This window comes from Bradyrhizobium sp. (genome assembly GCF_035309285.1).
In the GTDB taxonomy this organism is placed as follows: Bacteria; Pseudomonadota; Alphaproteobacteria; order Rhizobiales; family Xanthobacteraceae; genus Bradyrhizobium.
The window spans coordinates 59830-83259 of the sequence record NZ_DATGFH010000075.1; the positions used below are offsets into that span (position 1 = coordinate 59830).

The following is a 23430-nucleotide window of genomic DNA, read 5'->3' on the forward strand; positions in this document are numbered from 1 at the left end:
CCGCGCAATCGACAATCAGATCGACGCATTTGCGCGCCTATCGGGGCATACGGATGGGACGCAGCCAATTGTGGATCGGAGCAGGCGTTCGGCTACCCAAACGTTAACATCCAAGAGATTCGTTTCGGCGTACCTGTGGTGACTCACCGGCGTGCTTTTTGCTGCACACGAGGCTGCGGGTACATCAAACACCCGGCATTGCCTGCGCCCTCTATCTTCCCGAGGGTGATATCCGGACAAACCTCGGATCGCGAGGCGTCGCGAGAATGCGTTGCTTTGCGTATTGTCAGGCAGGAATTGCAGCGCGAGCCGTTGTCGTGCATGAAATGCGGATGGTCGCAAACGTCATTGAACCGCGCACGAACCGCCTCGAGCATCCAGGAAAGCCGGCATGCCGGAGATCATCGAGCACCGAATCCCTCATCCCAACAGCCATCCCTATATTCTGACCTTCGGGCCCGATGGTGGGCTCTGGTTTTGCGATAGCGGAGCGGGCCAGATCTGCCGGATGGATGTCTCGACCGGTACGTTCCGCGCCTTTCCGTTACCGCGCCGAGATTGCCAGCCCGTCGGCATCATCACCGGACATGACGGCCATCTCTGGTTCACCGAGTATGCGGGCCATAAAGTAGGCCGGATCACTGTTGACGGCGAGATAACGGAATTCGATTTGCCGACGCGATCGGCAGGTCCGAACGGGATCATCGATGGGCCGGATGGCAATGTCTGGTTTGCGGAGACGGGTGTGGGCCAGATCGCACACATCTCGCCGCATGGAATAGTGTCGGAGGAGGCCAGGGGAATCCCGCCAAAGTCGCGCCCTCTGGCGCTCGCCGTACGTGGAGGCGAGATCTGGTTTACGTTGGCGGCCGGCAGCGGAATCGCGCGCCGGACCGCAGACGGCACAATCTCTGTCCTCGCGACCTCTTCAGTGGACAGCCAGCCGCGCGCGCTCACGCTTCACCCGAATGGAGATCTCTGGTTCGTGCTCACGGATGCCAATGCGCTTGCGCGCGTTGACCGTCGGAACGCGCTCACAGAGCACCCTGTCCCGACGCAAGGCGCAAGCCTGCGCGGTGTGGTGGCCGGCGCCGACGGCGACCTCTGGTTCACGGAAAATGCCGCCAACAAGATCGGCCGGATGCGGCCGGACGGGACCATGGTTGACGAATACGACATCCCAACGTCCGCTAGTGGTGCTCGTGCCATCGTGGCGGCGTCGGATGGCCGGCTATTCTTCAGTCAGCACGACGTTGGTCGGATCGGCGAGGTACGTCCATGAAGGTTGCCGTCATCGGGGCTGGTGCCATGGGTTGTCTGTTTGGAGGGCGCTTGGCACAGGCTGGGCACGAGGTCGTCCTTGTGGACGCTTCTCAGCCGCAGATTGATGCGTTGAACGAGCGCGGACTTCTGCTCACGGACGACAACGGAACATCCCGGATCAAGATTCAGGCCGCCGGCGCTGCTGAACTCTCCGGCGTGCGTGAGCTCCTGATCTTCTTTACGAAGGCGATGCACACCGCGGCTGCTGCACGGGATGCCAAACACCTTTTTGGTCCGCAGTCCTGGGCGTTGACGGTCCAGAACGGGATCGGCAACGACGACGCCATCGCGGCCCATGTCGGGCGCGAGCGTCTTGTCGTCGGCATGACGAATTATTCGGCGGATCTCGTGGGCTTGGGTCAGGTCACGACACAAGGCTTCGGCGAAATTCGGATTTGGGCCGCGGAGCAACCTGGTCCGCGCGTCTCAGAGATCGCGACCTGCCTGAACGACGCCGGTCTCGTCTGTCGGGCCGATCCGAACGTGTGGACTGCCATCTGGGAGAAAGTTACTTTCAACGCCGCCATGAACGCAGTTGCCGCCATCACCCGGCTGCCAGTCGGAGGCTTCGCGGAAAATCCGGACGCGCGCCATCTGCTGGGGCGGATCGTGGAGGAAGGAAGCGCGGTCGCGCTGGCCGCCGGCCACGCCATCGACCCAGCCAACGTCTGGGCGGTGATCGACGCTGCCTTCGCAGCGCACCGACGGCATAAACCGTCCATGCTGCAGGATATTCTTGCCGGCCGCCTGACGGAAATCGATGCCATCAATGGAGCGATAGTCCTGCAGGGCCGCGCGCGGGGCGTACCCACTCCTTACAACGACGCGCTCGCCTCCCTCGTCCGGATCATCGAGCGATCGGCTGAGGGAACGAGTGTGGCACCGGCTGACGCATCCCCAATAAAACGCTAGAAGAGCACCGGGAAGCAACAAGAAGAATCCGAACGGGAGTTTCAGAACATGCCGCTGCCCAGGGAAGACGTCGAGGCCACCACGCCAAAATTCCTGCGCGACAAATACGCCATCGTCGGCGTCGGCGAGACCGGCTACACCCGCGGCTCGAACATGACGACGCGCTCGCTTGCAACCATCGCGGTGCGCAACGCCATGCGTGATGCGGGGCTGAAGCCTTCCGAGATCGACGGCATGCTGTCGTATCAGTCGAACGACTCGGTGTTCTCGCCATTCGTCGCCGGCGACCTCGGTATCCGGCTCAATTTCTACATGGACGTGTTCGGCGGGGGATCATCGACGGAAGCGCTGATCGGCATCGCGATCGGCGTCATCGAGGCCGGCATGTGCAAGACGGTGGTGATCTTCCGCTCGATGAACGGCTTCTCGCAGGTGCGGATCGGCGGCACCGGCGTGCGTGCCGCAGCTCCCGTCTCGGGCGACGCGCTGCATAGCCGCGCCTATGGCTGGCAGAGCGCGGGGCAGTCGTTCGCGCCGACCTTCATGCGCCACATGCACGATTTCGGCACCACCGCCGAGCAGGTCGCGCATGTCCGCGTGGCCCACTCTAATCACGCCTCGAACAATCCCAAGGCCTATTACAGGAAGCGCCTCACGGTGGAGGATGTCGTCTCCAGCCGCATGATCTGCAAGCCGCTGCACCTGCTCGACTGCTGCGTCGAGACCGACAACGCCAATGCGATCATCGTGACCACGGCCGCGCGTGCAAAGGACCTGAAGCAGCCGCTGGTGCGGATCCGCGGCGTGGTGGGCCGCTGCTCGAAGCCGCGGGTCGACATGCACTACCAGGCCGGGCCGATCTCCACCGTCGCCGGCCACTACGCCAGGGAGATTCTCTGGCCGAACTCGGGCGTCGGCCCGGAGGATATCGACCTCACCGGCTCCTATGACGCCTTCACCTTCACCACCATGCTGCAGCTCGAGGATTACGGCTTCTGCAAGAAGGGCGAGGGCGGCCACTACGTTTCGGACGGCACCATCATGCTCGGTGGAAAGCGGCCGAACAACACCTCGGGTGGTCATCTCTGTGAGGGCTACACCCACGGCATCGCCATGGTGATCGAGAACGTCCGCCAGCTCCGCCACGATGCGGACGATAGCTGTCCGATCGGGCCCGACGGCAGGCGTCAGCACACCTACGATTGTCGCGAGGGTGGTTGCCGCCAGGTGATGAACGCCGAGCTGTCAGCCAATCTCGGCTGGGCGATGCCCGGCACCGGATCGGCGATGGTGATGCGGCGGGGGTAGGTTCTTGATGCAGGATGAGAGGCGTTGTCTGGGACGAACGTCGGCGGCGCGTGCACTTCCTTCTCCCCTTGTGGGAGAAGGTGGCGTAGGCGGCCTTTGGCCGCCGTTTTCAATAAAGAACGCCGATGCTTCGCATCGGCTATGGCGCCGGATGAGGGGTCTCTATCCGCGGGCTCGAACGGCAGTTGGACTCGCGGAGAGAGACCCCTCACCCGGATCGCATCTTTCGATGCGATCCGACCTCTCCCACAAGGGGAGAGGTGAACCGCCAGCGCGGCTCACGCGACCTCAAAATCAATAATCGGAAACCGACGGGAAGGGAGCAAAATGAAAGCATCGATATTCTGCCTGCCGAGCGTCGGCTCGCGCGCCGAAATCGAGGCGGGCATGGCGGCGATGCGGCCGGAGCTCTACCAGCGCATGCTGAAAGAGCTGACCGAGCTCGTCAAATTGGCCGACGACCTCGGCTATGACTCCGTGAGCTTCACCGAGCATCATTTCCATATCGAAGGCTTCGAGCTTTCCAACAACCCCGTGTTGCTGGACCTCTACTTCGCGATGCAGACCAAGCGCATCCGCGTCGGTCAGCTCGGTATCGTGCTGCCGGCCGCCAACCCGATCCGCGTCGCCGAGGACATCGCGATGCTCGATCACATGACTGGCGGGCGCGCCTGCGCCGGCTTCGCCCGCGGCTATCAGCGCCGCTGGGTCGACGTCATGGCGCAGCAGACGCACGGCGTCTCGGGGACCTTGCCGCACCATCATGACGCGATCGATCAGACCAACCGCGAGGCGTTCGAGGAGAACTGGCAGATCATCAAGAAATGCTGGACCGAGGAGATGCTGACGTTCCAGGGCAAGTACTGGAAGGTACCGGCCGGCGCGACGCCCTGGGATCTCGACACCACGGTGAAATACGGCAAGGGCGTCAAGGACGGCATGCTCATGTCGGTCGGCGTGGTGCCAAAACCGTTGCAGAAGCCGTACCCGCCGGTGTTCCTGCCGTTCGCGTCGTCGCCCAACTCCATTCGCTGGGCTGCGCGCGAGGGCGTCACCGCGATCCTGCCGCCGATGCATGAGGCCTACGAGTCACCGCTGTTCGACCTTTATGCCGAGGTGTCGGGAAGGCCCCGCGGACAAGGCACGGGCTTGTTGCGCGATGTCATCATCGCAGACTCCGACGAGGAGGCCATGGCTTTGTGGGAGGACTCCGGGCGTTTCTCCGGCAAGGCGTGGTTCGAGCCGTTCGGCTTCCGCCGCGGCCTGATGGACCCGGTGACAAAGAAATTCGCGACCGCGCAGGAATCGATCGACCTCGGCTACGCCTTGGTCGGCACGGTCGATACGGTGACGCGCGCGTTCGAAGCCAACATGAAACGGCAGCCGGTCGACTGGTTGTTCTGCTACACCTACAACGCGCTCATTCCGCACGGCAAGCTGATGAAGTCGACCGAGGCGTTGTGGACCAAGGTGCTGCCGAAGTTCATGTGAGTCTAATGAGAGCCAAGAAAAACAAGGTGAGACAATGATATCTGCGCAGTATCTCGGCATGCCGCTCGAGATCAATGATCTCGACCATGAGAACCTCGACTACTTCGCCTACTGTGCGAAGCACGATTTCCGCCTGCAGCGATGCGCCGCGTGCAAGCTGTTCCGTTACCCGCCGTCGACCGCGTGCCCCTGGTGCGCTGAGCTGAAGTCGGAATGGGTATCGGTCGAGGGCCGCGGCACCGTGCATTCCTACACCGAGGTGCACCACGCCATTCAGCCGGCGTTCAAGCAGTACACGCCCTATCTCGTGCTGCTGGTCGAACTGGACACCCAGAGCGGCAAGCCGACGAAAGAGGAGGGGCTGCGCGTGATCGGCAACCTGACGCGGCTGGACGGCGTGCTCGCGCCGAAGAGCGAAGTCGAGCGGGTTGGCATCGGCAGCCGCGTGCGCATGGTGTTCACCGACGTCGCGCCGGGGCTGGCGCTGCCGCAATGGACCATTGATGAGGGCGGCGCCGGCGGTACGCCGTGGCGATACCGGGGTTAGGGAAGGTATACGCTCTTGTCTCAGGATCTCTGTTTTCTCCCGGCGACCGAGCTTCGCGCGCGCATCAGTAGCAAAGAGGTGTCTCCGGTTGAGATCACCCGAGCCGTGCTCGAGCGCGCCGAACGTCTGCAGCCGGAGCTGAACTGCTTCATCACGCTCTGCGGCGAAGAGGCCATGGTGCAGGCGCAAACCGCCGAGCGGCAGGTCATGGCAGGTGAACCGCTCGGCCTGCTCCACGGCATACCCCTCACTGTGAAGGACATCGTCAACACGCGCGGCGTGCGAACCACCTTCGGAGCGGTTCCCTATCGGAACAACGTCCCTGATGAGGATGCAGTAGCGGTCGCCCGGCTTCGCGCGCAGGGTGCGGTTCTGATCGGCAAGACCACGACGCCCGAGTTCGGGAGCAAATGCCTGACCGACTCGCCGCTGTTTGGTCGCACCCGGAATGCGTGGAGCGCGGCGCGCACCAGCGGCGGCTCGAGTGGTGGAGCGGCGGTCGCGGTGGCGAGCGGCATCGCGCCGCTCGCCATCGCAACCGATGGTGGCGGCTCGACCCGGATTCCGGCCGCATGCAACGGCGTCGTCGGGCTGAAGCAGAGCAACGGCGTCATCCCGCACAGCCAGGTGCAGGACGCCTTCGGCAACCAGACCTACGTGACGCCGACCACCCGCAGCGTCGCCGACACCGCATTGATGATGCAGGCGATGGCGGGAGAGGATGCGTCCGATCCCTGGTCGATCGGCCTAGCTGTGCCTGATTTCATCGAGGCGGCGACGCCGAGCGGCGACCTGCGCGGACGCAAGGTCTTGTTCTGCCTGTCGCCGCCAGGCAGGCCCGTGGCGTCCGAGGTCGCGGCCAGTTTCCGGGCAAGCCTGGAGCGGCTGGCCGGACTTGGCGCGGAGCTCGAGGAGTTTTCGGGTGAGGGCTTCGACGTCGAGCCGATCTGGCGCGCCATCAATCACACGGTCTGGCGCAGCCGGTTCGAGCCGTTCGCAGAGAAGCACGGGGACGAATTGAGCGAAGCCTTTCTCAGGCAGCTTGCGCTGGCTGCCAATGTCAGCGGAGTCGAGTATCAGCGCGCCATGTTCGAGCGCACGGCGCTGTTCCGCCGCGTGCAATCCTTGTTCACGCGGGCCGACTGGCTTGCGATGCCGACCTTGACCCGGACGGCGCTGCCAATCGAACAGGATCTGTTCGGTGCGATCGACATCGACGGGCGGTCCTTCGACAATCTCCGCCCGCACTGGTTCCCGTGGACCATGCCCTTCAATATGACCGGGCATCCCGCGATCAGCCTGCCCGGCGGGTTCGATCGCGACGGCCTGCCGATCGGCATCCAGCTGGTCGGCCGCTTCCGCGCCGATGCCGAGCTGTTGCGCCTCGCCGCGATGTTCGAAGCCTCGTCCGGTCTGCTCGGCCGCTGGCCAGGCTGACGGAGCCATGCAGCAAAGGCCTTGCCTCCCGGCGGCAAACCTGTTGGATCGTGCCGTTGAGTTAGCGTGATCTCTGAGAACTTGGCATGAGCCTATTCGTCCTGCGGCGGATTCTGACCCTGGCGGCAACGCTGATCGGGGCGTCGCTGATCATTTTCCTGGTGCTCGACGCCTTGCCGGGCAATGCCGCCCAGATGCTGATGGGCGCCGATGCGTCGCCCGATGCGGTGAGCGCGCTGACGGTCAAGCTCGGACTGGATCAGCCCTTGCTTTATCGCTATGCGCACTGGATCGGGGGCATGCTGGTCGGCGATCTCGGCAACAGCTATGTCTATGGCACGCCCGTTGCGGGATTGATCGCCGAACGCCTGGTGCTCACCATACCGCTCGCGATCATGTCCATGCTCATTACGGTCGTTCTAGCGCTGGCGACCGGCATCTATGCCGCGGCCAACCACAACAAGATCGGCGACGTCGGCGTGATGTCGCTGACGCAGATCGGGATCGCGCTGCCGACTTTCTGGTTTGCCATCCTGCTCATCCTGTTGTTTGCGGTAAAGCTGCGATGGCTCTCGGCCGGCGGGTTTGCCGGCTGGGACGACGGCATCTGGGAAGGGATCCGCTCGCTGCTGCTGCCGGCGATTTCGTTGGCGCTGGTGCAGGCCGCCATCCTCGCGCGCGTGACGCGATCGGCCGTGCTCGAGGTTCTGCGGGAGGATTTCGTACGAACGGCGCGCGCCAAGGGCCTGAGCAAGCGCGAGGCGCTCTGGAGCCACGTGCTGCGCAACGCCATGATCCCGGTGATGACGGTGATGGGCCTGCAATTTGCCAACCTGCTGGCTGGCACCATCGTCATCGAGAACGTTTTCTACTTGCCGGGGCTCGGCCGGCTGATTTTCCAGTCCATCGCCAACCGCGACCTGATCGTGGTGCGCAACTGCGTGATGCTGCTGGCGGCGATGGTGGTAACGGTCAATTTCGTGGTCGATGTGCTCTATGCCTTCATCGATCCCCGCATCAAGGTGCATAACCTGTGAGCGGCGCGACGACTGTAACCGCCGATACGCCGACCGCGACCTCGCGTCGCCCGGCCGCGGGATTCTGGCGCCGCGCACTGCGTCATCGCAGCTTTGTGCTGGGTGGCACGCTCGTCCTGCTGGTCTTTGTCGCCGCGCTGGTTTCCTTTGTCTGGACCCCCTGGTCGCCTTATGACATCGACATGGCTGCCAAGCTCAAGCCGCCGTCGGCTGCGCATTGGCTCGGCACCGACGCCTTCGGCCGTGACGTCGTCTCGCTGCTGCTGGTCGGGGCGCGATCGACCATCCTCGTCGGTGTGATCGCGGTCGGGATCGGCCTCTCCTTCGGAGTTTGCCTCGGCCTGACCGCCGCCGCGCGAAAAGGCTGGGTGGCGGAGCTCATCATGCGAATGAGCGATTTCACGTTTGCTTTTCCCGCCATTCTCTCCGCGATCATGCTGGCCGCAGCCTTCGGGCCCGGCATGGTGACCTCGATCATCGCCATCGGCATTTTCCAGATCCCGATTTTCGTGCGGATTACCCGAGGATCGGCCAACGCGGTTTGGGCGCGGGAATTCGTGCTGGCCGCGCGGGCGTCGGGCAAGGGCACTTTGCGCATCACGATCGAGCACGTGCTGCCCAACATTCTGTCCGTGCTGATCGTGCAGGCAACGATCCAGTTCGCCCTGGCGATCCTGGCTGAAGCGGCGCTGTCCTACCTCGGGCTTGGCACGCAGCCGCCGCAGCCATCCTGGGGACGCATGCTCAATGACGCGCAGACACTCCTGTTCGAGGAGCCGAGCCTTGCGGTCTATCCGGGCGCAGCGATCGCGATCGCCGTGCTGGGCCTGAATCTCCTGGGCGACGGCTTGCGCGATCTGCTCGACCCGCGCCTGGCACGGGAGCGTTGAAATGAACGCATCCGCAAACCCGCCACTGATCGAGGTCGAAGACCTCGGCGTCAGGCTCAACACCAGCCGCGGCGCTGCGCAGGCCGTCCGCAAGGTCAGTTTTTCGCTTCTGCGAGGGGAGACGCTCGGCCTGGTCGGCGAGTCCGGATGCGGCAAATCCGTCACGGCGCTGGCGTTGATGGGACTGCTGCCGGACAGCGCCGTCGTCAGCGGCAGTGTTCGGCTCGACGGCAGCGAGCTGGTGGGGCTGAAGGACGCGGATTACCGCAAGCTGCGCGGCAATCGCATCAGCATGATCTTTCAGGAGCCGATGACCGCGCTCAATCCGATGCACACGATCGGGCGACAGGTGGCCGAGCCGCTGCGGCGCCACAAGGAGCTGTCTGCCGCGGCAGCGCGCAAGGAGGCGATTGCCTTGCTTGACCGCGTCGGCCTGCCCGATGCGGCCAGGCGCGCCGATGCTTATCCGCACCAGTTTTCCGGCGGCCAGCGCCAGCGCATCACCATCGCCATGGCTCTCGCCTGCCAGCCCGACGTGCTGATCGCCGACGAGCCGACCACCGCGCTTGATGTGACGCTCCAGGGGCAAATCCTTGATTTGATCGCCGATCTGGTCGACGAGCGCGGTATGGCGATGATCCTGATCTCGCACGATCTCGGCGTCATCGCCGAGAACGCGCAGAAGATGATGGTGATGTATGGCGGCACCGTCGTCGAGAGCGGCCCAACGGCGGAAGTATTCGCGCGCATGGGGCATCCCTATACTCAAGGCCTGTTTCGTGCCCGTCCGCGGCTTGGTGCAAAGAAAGGCACGCGGCTGAAGACCATTGCCGGCACGGTGCCGGAGTTGGCCGACCTGCCGGCCGGCTGCGCCTTCGCCGATCGTTGCGCGATCGTTCAGAGCCGATGCCGTGCGGCGCTTCCACCGGCGGTGGAGGTGAAGGCGGACCATCAGGTGCGCTGCCTTAGAACCAACGTTTCGATGGCCGAGCTCGCATGACCACGCTGGACTCCATTCCATCCACGCCCGACTTGCCGCTGCTCGACGTGAAGGATCTCGTGCAGCGCTACGCGCTGCCGCGCGAAAGCCTGTTCCGCCCGCCAGGCGAGGTGCTTGCCCTCAATGGCGTGACCGCAACCGTCACGGCCGGCAAGAGTCTTGGCGTGGTCGGCGAATCCGGCTCGGGCAAATCGACCTTCGCCCGCCTCGCCATGGCGCTGGAGCGGCCGACATCAGGGTCGGTGTCGCTGCTCGGCCGCGATCTCAACCGGATGGCGCCGGACGAGTTGCGGCGTGCCCGCCGCGATTTCCAGATGGTGTTTCAGGACCCCTATGGCTCCCTGGATCCGCGGCAAACGATTGCGCGCGTCGTCGCCGAACCGCTCACGGCGCTTGGGCGGATGGATCGGGCCGTGTTGCGGGAACGCGTCGCCGCGGTGCTGAGGCAGGTGGGTCTGCGCGACGCCGATATGGACAAGTATCCGCACGAATTCTCGGGCGGGCAGCGGCAGCGCATCGCGATCGCTCGCGCGCTCATCACCCAACCCAGGCTGATCGTCGCCGACGAGCCCGTCAGTGCGCTCGACGTCTCTGTTCAGGCGCAGGTGCTCAATCTGCTGCAGGACCTGCAGGAGCAATTCGGGCTTAGCTATGTCCTGATCAGCCACGATCTCGCGGTCGTCGACTATCTCTGCGACGAGGTCGCGGTGATGTATCTCGGCCGAATCGTGGAGCAGGGGCGCCCTGAAGATTTGTTCGAACATTGTGCCCACCCCTACACGCGGGCCCTGCTCGATGCCGTTCCCCGCGCCCAGGCTCGAGGCGCTCGCCGCCGTCGGGGAGCGCGAGCGACTGCCTCGCAGTCGGTGAGTGCGTCCGGGTGTCCTTACGTCGCACGCTGTCCCTTGGCGGACAAGCATTGTCGCGAGGCCGCGCCTGCGCTACGCAAGGTCGGAAAGGCGCATCTCGCCGCGTGCCACCAGGCCGAGGCGGTGATGGCGCTGCCATCGCCGGTGCCGGAGGAGGGCTGACCTTTCCGGGTTGCCGGGTTTGGCGAGCAAAATTGGTGCAGGGAGCAGACGGATGTTCAAAAACCTATCCATTCTCGTGGTAGCGGCCACCTCGACAGTCGCCTTGGCGATGACGCCGCTGCCGAGCCTTGCGCAGTCCAAGAAGGACAGCGTCGTGATGGCCATGGCGCTGGAGCCGCCCGGGCTCGACCCGACCAACGCCGCCGCATCCGCGATCGCGGAAGTCACCCTCTACAACGTCTATGAGACGCTGACCAAGATCAGGGAAGACGGCTCGGTCTCACCGTTGCTGGCCGAGAGCTGGCAGGCTTCGCCCGACCTGAAGACCTATACGTTCAGGCTTCGCAAGGGCGTTAAATTCCAGAACGGCGAACCTTTCAATTCGGCAGCCGTCAAGTTCTCCTTTGACCGCGCGGCGGCTCCGACCAGCACGAACAAGGACAAGAGCCTGTTCCAGAGCTTCGAGTCCGTGACCGCGCCGGATGCCGACACTGTCGTGGTCAAACTGAAATATTCCGAGCCGAACCTGCCGTTCCTGCTCGGCCAGGCCACGGCGTCCATCGTCGAGCCGAAGAGCGCGCCGACCAACGTCACGCAGCCGGTCGGAACCGGGCCCTATACACTCGGCGCCTGGGCCAAGGGATCGTCGATCACGCTTGTCAAATGGCCCGGTTATCGCGACGCCGGCGCGATCAAGCTCGCCAAGGTCACCATCCGCTTCATCAGCGATCCAGCAGCCCAGGTCGCGGCGTTGTTGTCCGGCGATGTCGATGCGTTTCCGCGTGTGGCGGCCGGAAGGAGCCTTGCGCAATTCAAGTCCGATCCGCGCTTCAAGGTTCTGATCGGCGGCTCCAAGGCAAAGACCATCGTCGCCATCAACGAACGGCACAAGCCGCTCGACGATGTCAGGGTTCGTCGCGCCATTCTTGCGGCGATCGACCGCAAGGCCATGATCGAAGGTGCCGCCGACGGTTTCGGCACACCGATCGGCAGCTTCTACGTGCCGGGCTCGCTCGGTTATGTCGACACCACCGGCATCAACCCCTATGACCCGGAGAAGGCGAAGAAGCTGCTGGCGGAGGCCGGCGTCAAAACGCCGCTCGAACTCTCGCTCAAGCTGCCGCCGCCGGCCTACGCGCGGCAGGGCGGGGAGGTTCTCGCAGCCCAACTCGCCAAGGTCGGAATCGTCGCCAAGATCGAGAACGTCGAATGGGCGCAGTGGCTGTCGCAGGTGTTCACTCAGAACGGGCCGCATAATTACGACCTGACGATCGTGTCGCATGTCGAGCCGTTCGACCTCGTGAAGATGACCGAGAGCGATTATTATTTCGGCTACAATTCACCGGCGTTCGACGCGCTCTACAAGTCCATCGTGACGACGCCTGACGAAGCCGGCCGCGCAAAACTGCTGGGCGATGCCCAGCGCATGCTGGCGACCGACGCGGTGGCCGGCTTCCTGTACCAGCCGCAATTGATCACCATCACGAACAAGAAGCTGAAGGGCGTCTGGAAGGACGTGCCGCAGTTCGAGAATGACTTCTCAACCTGGTCCTGGGAGTAGCGCGCCAGTCACAGGCGGGGACTGAACGTGAAGGCGCCCGGTGTTGCGGGAGGACGGCTGTTTGCGGCTCGCGAGGACTCGGACCGCGCCGCGACTCCGGCAGCACGGCGCGCCTTACCCTGGTTTACGTCTGGCGGTGGAAATCGCGGTCCAGAATGGGCCTGACGGGTCCACCGTCCCTGGCGGAAAAGCCTATTCAAATCAGATGCTTGTTCGGGATTTTGAGTGTGGCTGGGGAACCTGGATTCGAACCAAGACAAACAGAGTCAGAGTCTCTAGTTTATCACTGTTTTGATTGACGAATTTGCTGATATGTTGCGTTTGTGTCGCGCCTAAGCCCACAGTCGATTTTCAGCCTCAGCGAGCTTCTCGGAATCATCACCCCTCGGAAACAAGTGGCCATATGTGTCCAGCGTCACGGTGATTGAGGAGTGGCCAAGCCGCTCCTGAACCACCTTCGCCGGCAACTCCAAACCGCCGTCGGACTCACGGTTGATACACCAGGAAGCATAGAAGTGCCGCAGCGCGTGGAGGCCGGTGTACTTGGCCTGAAGGACGGGCTTGCCTTTCTCATCGCGGACCAGCTTGCCGTCGTCGTCGCGGACCTGCACCGTCACGCCAGCCGCGATCTGCAACGGCATCCATGCCCGGTTGATGATGTTGGCGTGCCATTCGACCTTGCCCTCAGTATTCGGGAAGACCAGTCCAAGGTCGCCCTTGTCGTCCTTGGGGCAGGCGAGCTTCCACTCCGTAAGGGCGCGCAGAAGCTTGGGGGTGAGCGGCACGGTGCGGTGCCCTGCTTCTGACTTAGGAGCGCCGATCTCGCGATAGGCATCCGCGCGCTGCGTAACATGCAGTTCCGCCTTTTTGAGATCGACGTCAGCCCACCGGAGGCCACGCAGTTCGCTCGCGCGCAATCCCGTGAAGATGGCTGTTAAGAAGAAAGGTCGCCAACGGCCTTCTGTTGCCTCGATGATGGCCTTGATCTCGGTCGGGGAGGGGATATCGACACCAACTTTGAGCTTGCCTTTCTGGCGACGATCGGCGCGCCGCTCCTTGCCGCGGCGCCGGCCAGAGCGAAGTTCCCGGACCACGTTACGAGCGACTAGGCCTCGCTCCTGTGCGTCAGCAAGGATAGCACCCAAGCTCCCCCGAACTTTCTTGATCAATGCAGTAGAGCGCGGGGTGGTCTTATCGGCGGCCAACTTGTCTTCAAACTCGCGCACCATCGGAGTGCTCAAGTCGGACAGCTTCGTGCTGCCGAGGAACGGCTCGATATGCAAGGCAAGGTGCTGCTTGTAGCCATCGATCGTCGTGCGCTCCAGCTTGTTCCTTTCGGCGCTGGCAAGCCAGAGCTTGCCAGCCTCCGCCACAGTGATGCTCTTGCTCGATGGGGTATGGATGCCGTGTCGCACCTCGACCTTTGCGGTCGCGGCGAACTCGTCAGCCTCCTTCTTCTTGGCGAAGGTCTTGATGTGCCGACCGCCGTTCGTGGCGTAGTCAACGACCCAGGCCTCTTGCGGCGGGTACTTCTTGAGAGTGAGGGCCGCCGCGGCGGCCTCGCGCTTGTCGGCCTTCTTGTCTTGAGACACGCGAAGCGCCTCGGCCAGTGCTGCATTGGCGGAGGCTTTGTATTGGTGCCAGTCCGCCTGTCCGGCCTCCGTCGCCAACTCCTCCGCCTTCGTGCGGATCTGGATGCTGGTGAACCAAGTGCGCTTCCGAACTGACATGGGAGGGGCCTCCTGAGGGTCTGTCAAACGCTTTTATGTCGCATATTTTTCCGTTAGTCAAGACCCCGGATGCCCGCTTTTATGCGCGTTTGGGTTGCGTTAGCATGTGTGAAAAGGGGGAGATTCATCGAAATGAATTTGAGGATTGCCTTTGCCGTTACTTGCCTCGCTCTCAGCTCGGCCTCAGCAAACGCCGATTCAGACAACCTCCAGCCAATCACATTCGCATCTGTCAGAGCCGACCTTAAGAAGGCACTGACAAAGATGTCAGTCCGAGACGATGTGGTGCCAATGGGATGTCTAGACGGAGGTAAAGACAAACGAACTGTCTGCAATTTCAAGATCGGCAATGTGCTCGCCGTAATGGCCGAATCCAAGAAGGGCGAGAAGGATGTGGTTGCAATAACCATGATCTGTAGTGGCACAGAGGGGCCAGCAGACGTCGCAAAATGTTTGTTGGGTTACAATGCTCTGATTGCAGCTACGACGCCCGAAATGAGCGCGGATGCACGCAGCAAAGTTCTTTCGACGCTAACAAGCGGTCTTGAGGTTGGCGACGAAATCAGCCTCCTTACAGAGGAAAGAAAGTACCTCCTGCAAAAATCGATGGGTCTCTGGTTCCACGTCATAGCGGCGGACGGCGAAGGAGACTAGGAAAATGGCCCGCCGGGGACGGCGAGCCTTCGATTTTCCGCAACCATTACTTCCCGCGAGGTTTAGGCTTTGGTTTGTGCTTTGCCTGCGCGAGAGCTGAAGCGATTGGTCCGCGGTCTCTTTTCGGGGTTCTTGGATTCCGAAGGTCTTTTCCCGCCTGACTCGCTTCTTTTTTCGATGTGGCCATTTCGTCCTCCAGTGGTTGAGCGGCCGGAAAGTTCACATCGCCAGGTGAGTCGAGCCAAACAGCGACTTGAGTTTATCCCCGATTCCCACAAATCGACGCGTTCATCCCAGGCTGGGACAAACAACTCAGCCTGCCGCAGCGATGCGATCAGCGTCGAGCATGAGGATGGCCTCGACAAGCTCGCCTAGATCGCCACAGGCGAGCCCAGGGTTGCCGTTGATGCCGGCATAGCCGACCTTAGCGACAATGCGCCTTTTGCCCGTGAGGCCCTCTGCCGTGCTCGCGGGTGTTGCGACGATCAACGGCTCCAGCTTGCCGCACTCGTCGCTAAGAGCATCGATGCGCGGGTCGTCCTCGTTTTCCTTGGCAAGCTGACCCCAGCGCGACCACGCCTGATCGTGGCGCTGGATCATGGCGAGGAGTTCGGCGTCGGGGCCTTGAGTGGGGGTAGGCATAGGTCGCATCTCCATTAAAACCCGGCGCAAGGGAATGACCAACACCGCGCCAGCGCCGGGATATGGCGCGGGGCTGGCTTGGTCTCCTTTGTGGGGCGCCGGGAAAAGGCTGCGACCTCAGATCCGGCTTGGCGCGTGGGCTTACCCAAAGAACGGACTCATGTCACGCACCGAACCGGTGCATTTGCTAGTGGCTCGACGCCGTTGGCTGTAGCCGGCCCCCGGGCCTCCAGCCGGAGCAACCGAGCATGTTGACTCTGCCTAGAGGCTTGTAACCATTATGCTAAATGCCCATATCTGGTGTACAGCGACAGGTTCATTGAGGGAAAGTCTTCTCCCGAAATTTGACTCGGCCAAGCTCTTGATGACCTAATTGACGACGACGATTCTTGACGTCTTTGGTCATGCCCACGCCCCATCCGACATATCCGAAGCCAACCATCGTCCAAGTTCTCTGCGAAATCGCATTTTCCTCCGACGAGGAAATCAATTTGCGAGCGGCGGAGTTGTACCCAACCTTTTCGTCGGAGTTTCCGGAGATCCAGCCCGTTCAGACGCAGGTTCAGCTTCAATTTATGGTTGGCCAGCCCGTACCTGTCCCGCCCCTTCAGCCGCAACCGAACCTGAATAGCGCGTTTCGCTTTACAACGTCCGAAGGCAAGCGGTTCGTGCAAATCTCAAATACGAGCTTTGTCTATCAATCAACAGAGCCCTATCTGGGTTGGAAGGCTTTCAAGGAGAAGTTGCTAGAGCTTTGGTTGGCGTCGCAGCCCAGGACCAAAGCCTCTACCATCACGAAGGTTGGACTTCGGTACATCAACAGGATCGTGCTGACGAAGAAACACCCGCGCCTGAGCGATTGGCTGCAGCCGACCGATGACTTGCCTAAGGCGCTAATTTCGTCAAAGGAGAACTTCTTAGGCAGGGTCGAGTCCAGTCCGATGCCGTCGCATCTGCGACTTGTAACGCTCGCGAGACAACCATCCGGTCCCGATTGGCCGATTGGAGCCGTTGTTTTGGATATCGACCGGATTACGATGACACAGTTCGACGCCGTTGAGAGGCAGATTGCAAAAAATTTAGAGATTTTACACGAGGATGTGTGGGCCAGCTTCGATTCGTCTTCGACCAAGACACTTAAGAGCTACCTTTTTGGAAGGTTAAAATGACGTCGACCGGTGCTCAAATATATCGGAATAGCGGTGGGATCACGGAGATTACCGGAACGCCCGATAGCGGTGGTGTGTTTTGGGTCACCTACGCCTTGTCCGTTTATGCCGGTGTAGCCGAGATGACAGGCTACTCGAATTTTGCTGTTGGTCAGTTCCAGCAGACAGCCGCGCCCGTCGACCCTGTTGGTGACAAGACGAAATCATCCGAACAAGTCGAATTTGAAAAGCGAAAGGCGCGCCTTATCGATGCCGTCACGGCCATGAAAAGTTCTGCGCCCAACTGGAGTGGCAGGGGAACAAGGGTGTCTGAGGCTTCGGCTCAAAGCGCGAAGAAATTCCTAGAATGCCTTCCGGGCAACGCTCGCCTTCCGCGTGTCGCCCCAGATGGTGAAGGTGACGTGATGTTTGTTTGGGATAATTTGCCCGGAGGGCAAAGCTGCGTCGTCACGGTCGAGAAACGCGATCTGCATCTAGCATGCGGCCTCGGTACACCGGAAGCTCAGCACGTCGACGCGCAACGTTTCCTCGGCCTAAAGATACCAAAGGCCATTTTTGATCGCATCCCATCGAAGTAGGTTGTTACGTGCCGGAATACATTCCCGACACGGATGAGGTCTCCCGACTGCTGTTTGAACCTTTCATGAGGCCGGCAGGCAGGGATGATCTTCACTGGGACAACATTTTCCAGTTTCCATCCGACCAGGGCGCGTGCGAGTCCGTCGTATGGAGAGCGAAGGCTCCGGCCATGGTCGACGTCCACGCAATCGGATGCGACAAGCAAGGATCAGACAGGAAGAGCGGCCGAACGAAGTCGACTTATTTCGGATCGATAACGGCAAAAGTCGCAGAAATTCGGGCTCTGCGGAGCAAGGGTGGAATATCTATTACTGTGTCCCATTGCCCTGACGAATTTGAGGCGCACGCGCACTTGGCTTTCTCTGACGGAGCAAAGAAGAACGATAAGAGCGAACTCAAAGTTCTGCTGCGGGCAAAGTTCGGCCCGCTGTCGGGCCATACGTGCCCTTAGGTCTTGACGCTTTGGTGGTTGCGGCTGAAGTCTGAAAATCAGTGATCCAGCACTGCTGCGAACAGCGAGTCAGTGACGACGTTGGTGATGATCCGGGAGGCGAGTTCATCTGCGCGCTCGTCGCGCCGTCGCGCTTCCGAGCGCAAGCTGTCGACCGTGTGGCGGGGGATCGTGATGGGCACAATGATCTTGGGTGGCACGTCGCTTGACTGCCTCATGCGCGCGACGCTCCGCTAGACTCGATTCGGTGCTTCTCCGTCATGACGGCGCTGCGGAAGGCGTTCAGCAACCGCGCCGCGGAGCCGGCGCCGATCGCTTCTGAAACTGCCGGCTGGATCATGGCGGCGTACTGCTCCAGGTGAGGCAATGCGCGCGCATCTGGCGTGCTCGCATATAGGAGCGCGAGTGTCTTGATCGCCTCGACCAAGCTATCGATGAACTGCGCGCCTCCAGGCGCGCTCCCCAGTGTCGTCATCTATCGTCTCCATCGTCATCGTTGGTCAGTAGCTCAAAGTCCTCTTTGATTTGATGCCATGCGTGCCGCGCCAAGTGCAGCAGTTCGCGCAGTTGCGCGCTGTTGTGGCCATCGCCGCTGAGCGTAGAGACGGCCATGCGGGCCGCCATCTTCACGATCCGAGACTCCATCGACATAAGTGAGCTGCGTAAGAAACTTCTGGGCGGGACGTGACGCGTACCAATTTCCATCCAAAGAGCAACGTCTAGGTCAGACCCAATGGCGACTTCAGCGCCGTCTGATGTAGGCCGTGCTGTCCATGATATGGAATCTCTCATCTGGCCCGATCGTAACAAGGGAGCCGGCACCTTGAAGCCGCGGCGCTGTTTATCTGCAATCGTCGACGGGGCAAGGTCCGGCCATTCGTCATGCTCCCGACCTATCTGCGCTCGCGCCTGAGCGGCTCGCCGGTGTGCGCCTCGATGATCTTGCTCACGCGCCGCACCAAGGCCCGAACGTTGCTCGCGTCGCGGGTCTTGCCCCTTGCGATCGATGCGGCTGCGGTCGTCATGCAGTCGCGTATGGCGACTGCATGAGCATGCTGTTTGGCGAGGAGCTTGAGCGCGTCTAAGCGTGGAGTGGCACGCGAATGTCCGACCATGCGAGCAAGCTCAGCCGCATTGGTCTCCGGTCCAACGGTGACGGGCTGGCTCGCGCACAGCGCGTCGTGCTCCTCTGGACCAAGCTCCTCGATGGCCTCAAGCAGTTCGCTCGCCAGCTTAGCTGCGTGTTCCAGCTTGCTTCTCACTTCACTCGGTCGCGGGCCGGTCCCAGCCGCGGCGACACGCGAGTACAGATCTAGCTCGTTCTCGATTGGCACACGCGCTGCGGCGGGAACTTTCAGCCAGGCTGTGAGGGTAGACCACTGCTCATCGGTCATCGGCAGCCGTCCGTGTCATGTTGCGACCGTGTCGCGTCTAACAGCCCGTAGACAATAAAAACCCTTATAAATCAATAACAGGAGGTGCGACACAGGCCGCGACATAAAATCGCCATTCCGGAGGAGTTTATCAAAAACGTGAGGTATTTCAATTCGATATGGTGGCTGGGGAACCTGGATTCGAACCAAGACAAACAGAGTCAGAGTCTGTTGTGCTACCGTTACACCATTCCCCATTGAAGCGCTTGATCTATCAGCACTTTTTCTGGAAGTTTTCCAAGATCGCCAAGGAGTTTTCCAAATCCGGCGATTTGCAGCGCTGATATAGCGGCGCCAACGTTCGCGGTCTAGTCCCCTTTGTTCACCAGGCGCAGCCGCTTCTGACCGTCGGCGGCAACCTTCATCTGGTCGCGGAAGCGCATGTAGTGCTCAACGTTCTGACGCGACATGCCGATATCGTTGGCGATCTGATCGACCTCATAGCCCTGCTCGGCGCGGGCCAAGATGCCCGTGCCGCGGAGCCCATGGATGGTGGGGTGGTCGGCATCGTCCGGGTCGATATCCCAGTCGTATTTCTTCACTTGGCCAGCGACCCACTCTTTCCAGCGCTTGCAGACAGTCTTGCCTGCCTCCGTATCGGCCAGCCAACGTCCCCAGCGTGCGCGGAGACCATCCGGGGTGTATTGCGCGGCCTTCGGGGAATAGAGGTACAGATCCCCCCGGTGTCGGGCGATCGGCTTCTTCCAGCGAGAGTTCGTAAACTTCATCGGCGTCTCGGCCCAGCGGTCGAGCTCGAGCGCATCGGCCGTGGCGAGCGGGATATGGAAGGCGCGCCGGCGCTTGCGGGTCTTTTTCGGCCGGCACCAGATGCCGTTGCCGTCGCGATGCTCCTGGCCCATGCGGATCAGATCGCTTCCACGCTGGCACGTCATGACGCCAAGCCGCACCATGCGCACCAGGCCGGGTGAGGTGTTTGCGATAACGTAATCGATCACCCACGATGGCCATGGGACATGCCCGCGGTCAGGGATGTCGAGGTCCTTCACCTTGTCGAAGGGATTGAGCTTGGCGAGGTCGAGCGGGATCGCCCAGTCCCAGATGGTGCGCCCGACCGAGAGCATCTGGTTCGCCATGACCGGCGTTTCTTTCATGGCGTCGCGCGCAGTCTGGACGGCGAGCGGTGTCAGGTCGTTGACGGTCACCATGCCCCAGTTCTCGCGAGACTCGAACCGGCGCATGTGCACTTCGTAGTTGGACTGTGTGCCCTCGGAGTTTTGTTTGAACTCTTCACTCTCGCGGTAGCGCACAATGAGATCGCCGATCGACCCGGGCGGAAAGGCCGTCGGCTCCGACATTTGCCGGCGCTCCACCTCGGCCCAGAAGGCGCCCCATTCTATCCGACAGATCTCAGCCTGCCGCATTGCAGTCGCGATCCGTCGGCATCAGCGGGTTGGCAAGGAGCGTGTGCTTGGCATTAGCCAGCAGGTTGGCATGGCTCTGCATCACGCCCTTGGGCCGACCGGTCGTGCCGCCAGTGTAGGAGATGGCGGCAAGCGTATCCGCGGCGATCGCGCGGAGCTCGGATGGTCCTCATCGAGGGGCGTTGCCGAGCACAAATCGTCCCAATGGACCCATCCGCCTGGAGCGGACTCTGTCCCAAAGTAGACCAGACACTCGAGAGACGGGCATAGTTGCTTCAGCTGGCGGGCCACCTCGAGGTACGCGCCATCGGCGACGATGGCTCGGGCCTCACAGTCATTGATGATGAATTCCAGTTCGCGGACGGCAAGCCGGTAGTTGAGATCATTGAGCACCATTCCTGCCGCGGGAATACCGACCCAACACTCCAGGTGTCTAAAGCTGTTCTGGCCGATTGATGCGATGACGTCACCTGTACGGAGACCGAGGTTGCGCAGACCAGCCGTGAGGCCGCGCACTCTGCGGCCCCATTGCGCGTAGGTGAGGCATGTCTCGCCGTCGACGATCGCTTGAGCGTTTGGACGCGTCGCCAGAGCACGCGTCATTGGCCACGATAAGGTCCCTTGACTCGCCATTGCCCCTCCCATGACCGGATCTCCGGCACCGACGCGACATCGGCTGCCAACGCGGCTGCTAGCCGGCATTCGACCCGCGCCTCGGCCGCAAGAGTACCCCGATCCGTTATACTGAGGTAACTCTATGGCTCAGGATCGGGCGTGTCCGTCGGCTTGGCCCGAAGCCTTGGCGTGATAAGTTACGGCAGCCGTTCATCGTGGAGTAACGACGTGCTGCTTGAAACACTGCTGCCGCTGGGCAAGGTCGACCCCGGCCTACGCGCGCCGGAAATGCCACTCGATCTCCATTCCATCGCCGCCGACGCTCGCCTGCTGGAAGAGATCGGCTATGACGGATTCGTGGTCGAGGAAACCAAGGACGATCCGTTCATCCTGCTGGCGCTGGCGGCCCAGGCGACGCGGACCCTGAAGCTCGGCACGTCGGTCGCGATTGCATTTCCACGCAGTCCGACCGTGATCGCGATGAGCGCGTGGACGTTGCAGAAGCTGTCCCGCGGCCGCTTCACCCTCGGCCTCGGCACGCAGGTGAAGGCTCATATCGAGCGGCGTTTCGGCATGCCCTGGACGCCCGCCGGGCCGTGGATGCGTGAGTACGTGAGGGCGGTTCGCGCGGTCTGGGATTGCTGGCAGAACGGCACGCCGCTCGACGTCAAGGGGCCGCATTACAACATCAATCTGATGGTGCCATTGTTCAATCCTGGCCCGATCGAGCATCCCGCCATTCCCATTCATGTTGCGGCGGTAAACCTGGTGATGTGTCAGGTGGCGGGCGAAGTCGCCGAGGGCATCCGGCCGCATCCAGTATGCACGCCATCTTATATCGAGAAGATTATGCTGCCGGCCGTGCGGTCGGGTGCAGTCAAGGCCAGAAGGTCGCTGGATCGTTTTCAGGTCTGCATGAAGCCGCTGGTCGCCACAGCCGCCAATGAGGCGGAACTGGCGCCCAAGGTGCGCGACGTGCGCGCGCGGATCGCCTTCTATGCCTCGACGCCGCAATATCGAGCCGCGTTCGATCATATTGGTCTGGGCGATCTCGCGGACCGGCTGAAGTTGTTATCGCGGGCGCAACGCTGGGAAGAGATGCCTCAGCACATCAACGACGAGGTCTTGCACACTTTCGCGACGATCGCGACCTACGACACGATCGGCCGCAAGCTCTGCGAGCGCTATGGTGGAGTAGTCACCAACTGCGAGTTCTCGATCGCGGTGAAGAACGATGCTGATCGCGAGCGTCTGCGCCAGCTCGCCAGCGACATGCAGTCCGAGGGTGTCGCGCGCGCCCGGCGCACCATTCTGGGAACCGCAGCCTGATAGCGGCTCGCACGCACCTTCAACCGGAGACAATCGACATGAGACTCGGACGGCTTGGCGTGTGGTACAGCACCGATAAACTCGACGGATCGCAGCTGCGCGATTTCGTGCGCACGGTCGAGAATAATGGCTACTCGACCCTCTGGTACCCCGAATCGCGGGGCTACGAGTCGATGTCGCTGGCGTCCTGGCTGCTGTCGAGCAGCGAGAAGCTGGTGATCGGCAGTTCGATCGCCAACATCTATGCACGCGATTCCTTCACCGCGCAGCGCGCCATGATCTCGCTGAACGCGCTCTACAGCGACCGGTTCGTTCTCGGTCTCGGCGTCAGCCACATTCCGATGGTCGAGGGCCTGCGCGGCCATCGCTACGAAAAGCCGTTGGCGGCGATGGGCGCCTATCTCGACGGCATCAATAAGTTCGCGCCCGCCGGCGAACTGCCGCCAGTCGTGGTCGCGGCACTCGGACCGAAGATGCTGGCGCTGAGCGGTGCCAAGTCGCGTGGCGCTGTCCCGTACAACGTCACGCCGAAGCATACGGCTCAGGCCGCCGCGATCCTCGGGCCTTCGAAGTGGCTCGCGGTGGAGCAGAAGGTCACGCTCGAGACCGATCCGGCGAAGGCGCGGGCGCTCGGGCGCAAGGAACTGTCGCGCTACATGGCGCTGCCGAACTACCGCAACAGCTGGCTGCGCCAGGGCTTCACCGAGGCTGACCTTGCCGACGGCGGTAGTGACCAGTTCATCGATGCGATGGTTCTATGGGGCGACGCCGACACGATCAGGCGGGGCCTGCGGGCGCACTTTACGGCCGGCGCCACGCATGTCTGTCTGCAGCCCGTTCATGCGGATGGCGATTTCGCTACCCGCGACCGCATGCTGGCCGCGCTCGCCGATACCTGAGACGCGCGTG

The 23430-nt window shown here is 62.1% G+C and carries 25 protein-coding genes and 1 tRNA gene; 16 read left to right on the plus strand and 10 right to left on the minus strand.

What is annotated here, in order from left to right:
• The first annotated feature begins 391 nt into the window (after nucleotides 1–391).
• The 11 genes from VKR55_RS14830 to VKR55_RS14880 all read left to right on the plus strand — a co-directional run bounded on the left by VKR55_RS14830 (nucleotide 392) and on the right by VKR55_RS14880 (nucleotide 12537).
• A complete protein-coding gene (locus tag VKR55_RS14830; RefSeq protein ID WP_324404642.1) occupies nucleotides 392–1282 on the plus strand; it encodes a Vgb family protein in 891 nt (296 codons plus the stop codon).
• Nucleotides 1279–2235 (plus strand): ketopantoate reductase family protein, encoded by a 957-nt coding sequence (locus VKR55_RS14835; RefSeq protein WP_324404644.1) that lies wholly within the window; start codon nucleotides 1279–1281, stop codon nucleotides 2233–2235. The genes VKR55_RS14830 and VKR55_RS14835 overlap by 4 nt, the downstream gene beginning before the upstream one ends.
• Nucleotides 2236–2283: 48 nt before the next feature.
• Nucleotides 2284–3543 carry a thiolase C-terminal domain-containing protein gene (locus VKR55_RS14840; RefSeq protein WP_324404646.1) on the plus strand — a complete coding sequence of 420 codons (1260 nt, stop codon included), beginning with the start codon at nucleotides 2284–2286 and terminating at the stop codon, nucleotides 3541–3543.
• A 327-nt stretch (nucleotides 3544–3870) separates the two neighbouring features.
• Nucleotides 3871–5034 (plus strand): LLM class flavin-dependent oxidoreductase, encoded by a 1164-nt coding sequence (locus VKR55_RS14845; RefSeq protein ID WP_324404648.1) that lies wholly within the window; start codon nucleotides 3871–3873, stop codon nucleotides 5032–5034.
• A 34-nt stretch (nucleotides 5035–5068) separates the two neighbouring features.
• Nucleotides 5069–5581 (plus strand): Zn-ribbon domain-containing OB-fold protein, encoded by a 513-nt coding sequence (locus VKR55_RS14850; protein WP_324404649.1) that lies wholly within the window; start codon nucleotides 5069–5071, stop codon nucleotides 5579–5581.
• 15 nt (nucleotides 5582–5596) lie between these two features.
• On the plus strand, nucleotides 5597–7018 hold the full coding sequence (locus tag VKR55_RS14855) for an amidase (RefSeq protein WP_324404652.1): 1422 nt from the start codon (nucleotides 5597–5599) through the stop codon (nucleotides 7016–7018).
• A gap of 86 nt (nucleotides 7019–7104) precedes the next feature.
• Entirely contained in the window at nucleotides 7105–8055 is a 951-nt protein-coding gene (locus tag VKR55_RS14860) for an ABC transporter permease (protein ID WP_324404654.1), read from the plus strand.
• Complete coding sequence (locus tag VKR55_RS14865; protein ID WP_324404655.1) at nucleotides 8052–8945, plus strand: ABC transporter permease; 894 nt, start codon at nucleotides 8052–8054, stop codon at nucleotides 8943–8945. Before VKR55_RS14860 ends, VKR55_RS14865 begins: the two co-directional genes overlap by 4 nt.
• Nucleotide 8946: 1 nt before the next feature.
• Nucleotides 8947–9945 (plus strand): ABC transporter ATP-binding protein, encoded by a 999-nt coding sequence (locus VKR55_RS14870; protein WP_324404656.1) that lies wholly within the window; start codon nucleotides 8947–8949, stop codon nucleotides 9943–9945.
• Nucleotides 9942–10976 (plus strand): ABC transporter ATP-binding protein, encoded by a 1035-nt coding sequence (locus VKR55_RS14875; protein WP_324404657.1) that lies wholly within the window; start codon nucleotides 9942–9944, stop codon nucleotides 10974–10976. Before VKR55_RS14870 ends, VKR55_RS14875 begins: the two co-directional genes overlap by 4 nt.
• Before the next feature lie 52 nt (nucleotides 10977–11028).
• Nucleotides 11029–12537, plus strand: coding sequence for an ABC transporter substrate-binding protein (locus VKR55_RS14880; RefSeq protein WP_324404660.1), 1509 nt, complete (start codon nucleotides 11029–11031; stop codon nucleotides 12535–12537).
• A 332-nt stretch (nucleotides 12538–12869) separates the two neighbouring features.
• Here the strand turns inward: VKR55_RS14880 and VKR55_RS14885 are convergent, their stop codons facing one another.
• Entirely contained in the window at nucleotides 12870–14267 is a 1398-nt protein-coding gene (locus tag VKR55_RS14885; RefSeq protein WP_324404661.1) for a site-specific integrase, read from the minus strand.
• Nucleotides 14268–14399: 132 nt separating this feature from the next.
• Here VKR55_RS14885 and VKR55_RS14890 point away from each other — a divergent pair, with 132 nt between their 5' ends.
• Nucleotides 14400–14921, plus strand: coding sequence for a hypothetical protein (locus VKR55_RS14890; protein ID WP_324404662.1), 522 nt, complete (start codon nucleotides 14400–14402; stop codon nucleotides 14919–14921).
• 312 nt (nucleotides 14922–15233) lie between these two features.
• Here VKR55_RS14890 and VKR55_RS14895 read toward each other — a convergent pair whose 3' ends face one another.
• The gene (locus VKR55_RS14895) at nucleotides 15234–15563 is read right to left on the minus strand and encodes a hypothetical protein (protein ID WP_324404663.1); all 330 of its coding nucleotides are present in this window, start codon (nucleotides 15561–15563) and stop codon (nucleotides 15234–15236) included.
• Between the two features lie 404 nt (nucleotides 15564–15967).
• Here VKR55_RS14895 and VKR55_RS14900 point away from each other — a divergent pair, with 404 nt between their 5' ends.
• Both VKR55_RS14900 and VKR55_RS14905 read left to right on the plus strand, forming a co-directional pair.
• Nucleotides 15968–16732 carry a TIGR04255 family protein gene (locus VKR55_RS14900; RefSeq protein ID WP_324404664.1) on the plus strand — a complete coding sequence of 255 codons (765 nt, stop codon included), beginning with the start codon at nucleotides 15968–15970 and terminating at the stop codon, nucleotides 16730–16732.
• The gene (locus VKR55_RS14905) at nucleotides 16729–17310 is read left to right on the plus strand and encodes a hypothetical protein (RefSeq protein ID WP_324404665.1); all 582 of its coding nucleotides are present in this window, start codon (nucleotides 16729–16731) and stop codon (nucleotides 17308–17310) included. Before VKR55_RS14900 ends, VKR55_RS14905 begins: the two co-directional genes overlap by 4 nt.
• A 490-nt stretch (nucleotides 17311–17800) precedes the next feature.
• On the opposite strand, the gene VKR55_RS14910 is transcribed toward VKR55_RS14905, so the two are convergent.
• From VKR55_RS14910 to VKR55_RS33090, 8 genes are all read right to left on the minus strand, one after another.
• Nucleotides 17801–17980, minus strand: a complete 180-nt coding sequence (locus VKR55_RS14910) for a hypothetical protein (RefSeq protein ID WP_324404666.1) — start codon at nucleotides 17978–17980, stop codon at nucleotides 17801–17803.
• A complete protein-coding gene (locus VKR55_RS14915) occupies nucleotides 17977–18237 on the minus strand; it encodes a hypothetical protein (protein ID WP_324404667.1) in 261 nt (86 codons plus the stop codon). The genes VKR55_RS14910 and VKR55_RS14915 overlap by 4 nt, the downstream gene beginning before the upstream one ends.
• Nucleotides 18234–18392: a hypothetical protein gene (locus VKR55_RS14920; RefSeq protein ID WP_324404668.1), complete on the minus strand. Its 159-nt coding sequence runs from the start codon at nucleotides 18390–18392 to the stop codon at nucleotides 18234–18236. The genes VKR55_RS14915 and VKR55_RS14920 overlap by 4 nt, the downstream gene beginning before the upstream one ends.
• Before the next feature lie 263 nt (nucleotides 18393–18655).
• Nucleotides 18656–19156, minus strand: coding sequence for a hypothetical protein (locus VKR55_RS14925; RefSeq protein ID WP_324404669.1), 501 nt, complete (start codon nucleotides 19154–19156; stop codon nucleotides 18656–18658).
• A 162-nt stretch (nucleotides 19157–19318) separates the two neighbouring features.
• Nucleotides 19319–19392: transfer RNA gene (locus VKR55_RS14930), tRNA-Gln, on the minus strand.
• 111 nt (nucleotides 19393–19503) lie between these two features.
• Entirely contained in the window at nucleotides 19504–20511 is a 1008-nt protein-coding gene (locus VKR55_RS14935) for a hypothetical protein (RefSeq protein WP_324404670.1), read from the minus strand.
• 52 nt (nucleotides 20512–20563) lie between these two features.
• Entirely contained in the window at nucleotides 20564–20725 is a 162-nt protein-coding gene (locus VKR55_RS14940) for an AMP-binding protein (RefSeq protein ID WP_324404741.1), read from the minus strand.
• Nucleotides 20659–21279 carry an AMP-binding protein gene (locus VKR55_RS33090; RefSeq protein ID WP_414642378.1) on the minus strand — a complete coding sequence of 207 codons (621 nt, stop codon included), beginning with the start codon at nucleotides 21277–21279 and terminating at the stop codon, nucleotides 20659–20661. Before VKR55_RS33090 ends, VKR55_RS14940 begins: the two co-directional genes overlap by 67 nt.
• Before the next feature lie 141 nt (nucleotides 21280–21420).
• Between VKR55_RS33090 and VKR55_RS14950 the strand changes: the two genes are divergently transcribed.
• Nucleotides 21421–22521 (plus strand): TIGR03617 family F420-dependent LLM class oxidoreductase, encoded by a 1101-nt coding sequence (locus VKR55_RS14950; protein ID WP_324404672.1) that lies wholly within the window; start codon nucleotides 21421–21423, stop codon nucleotides 22519–22521.
• A 38-nt stretch (nucleotides 22522–22559) separates the two neighbouring features.
• Nucleotides 22560–23420, plus strand: coding sequence for a TIGR03620 family F420-dependent LLM class oxidoreductase (locus VKR55_RS14955; RefSeq protein ID WP_324404673.1), 861 nt, complete (start codon nucleotides 22560–22562; stop codon nucleotides 23418–23420).
• The last annotated feature ends 10 nt before the right edge of the window (nucleotides 23421–23430 follow it).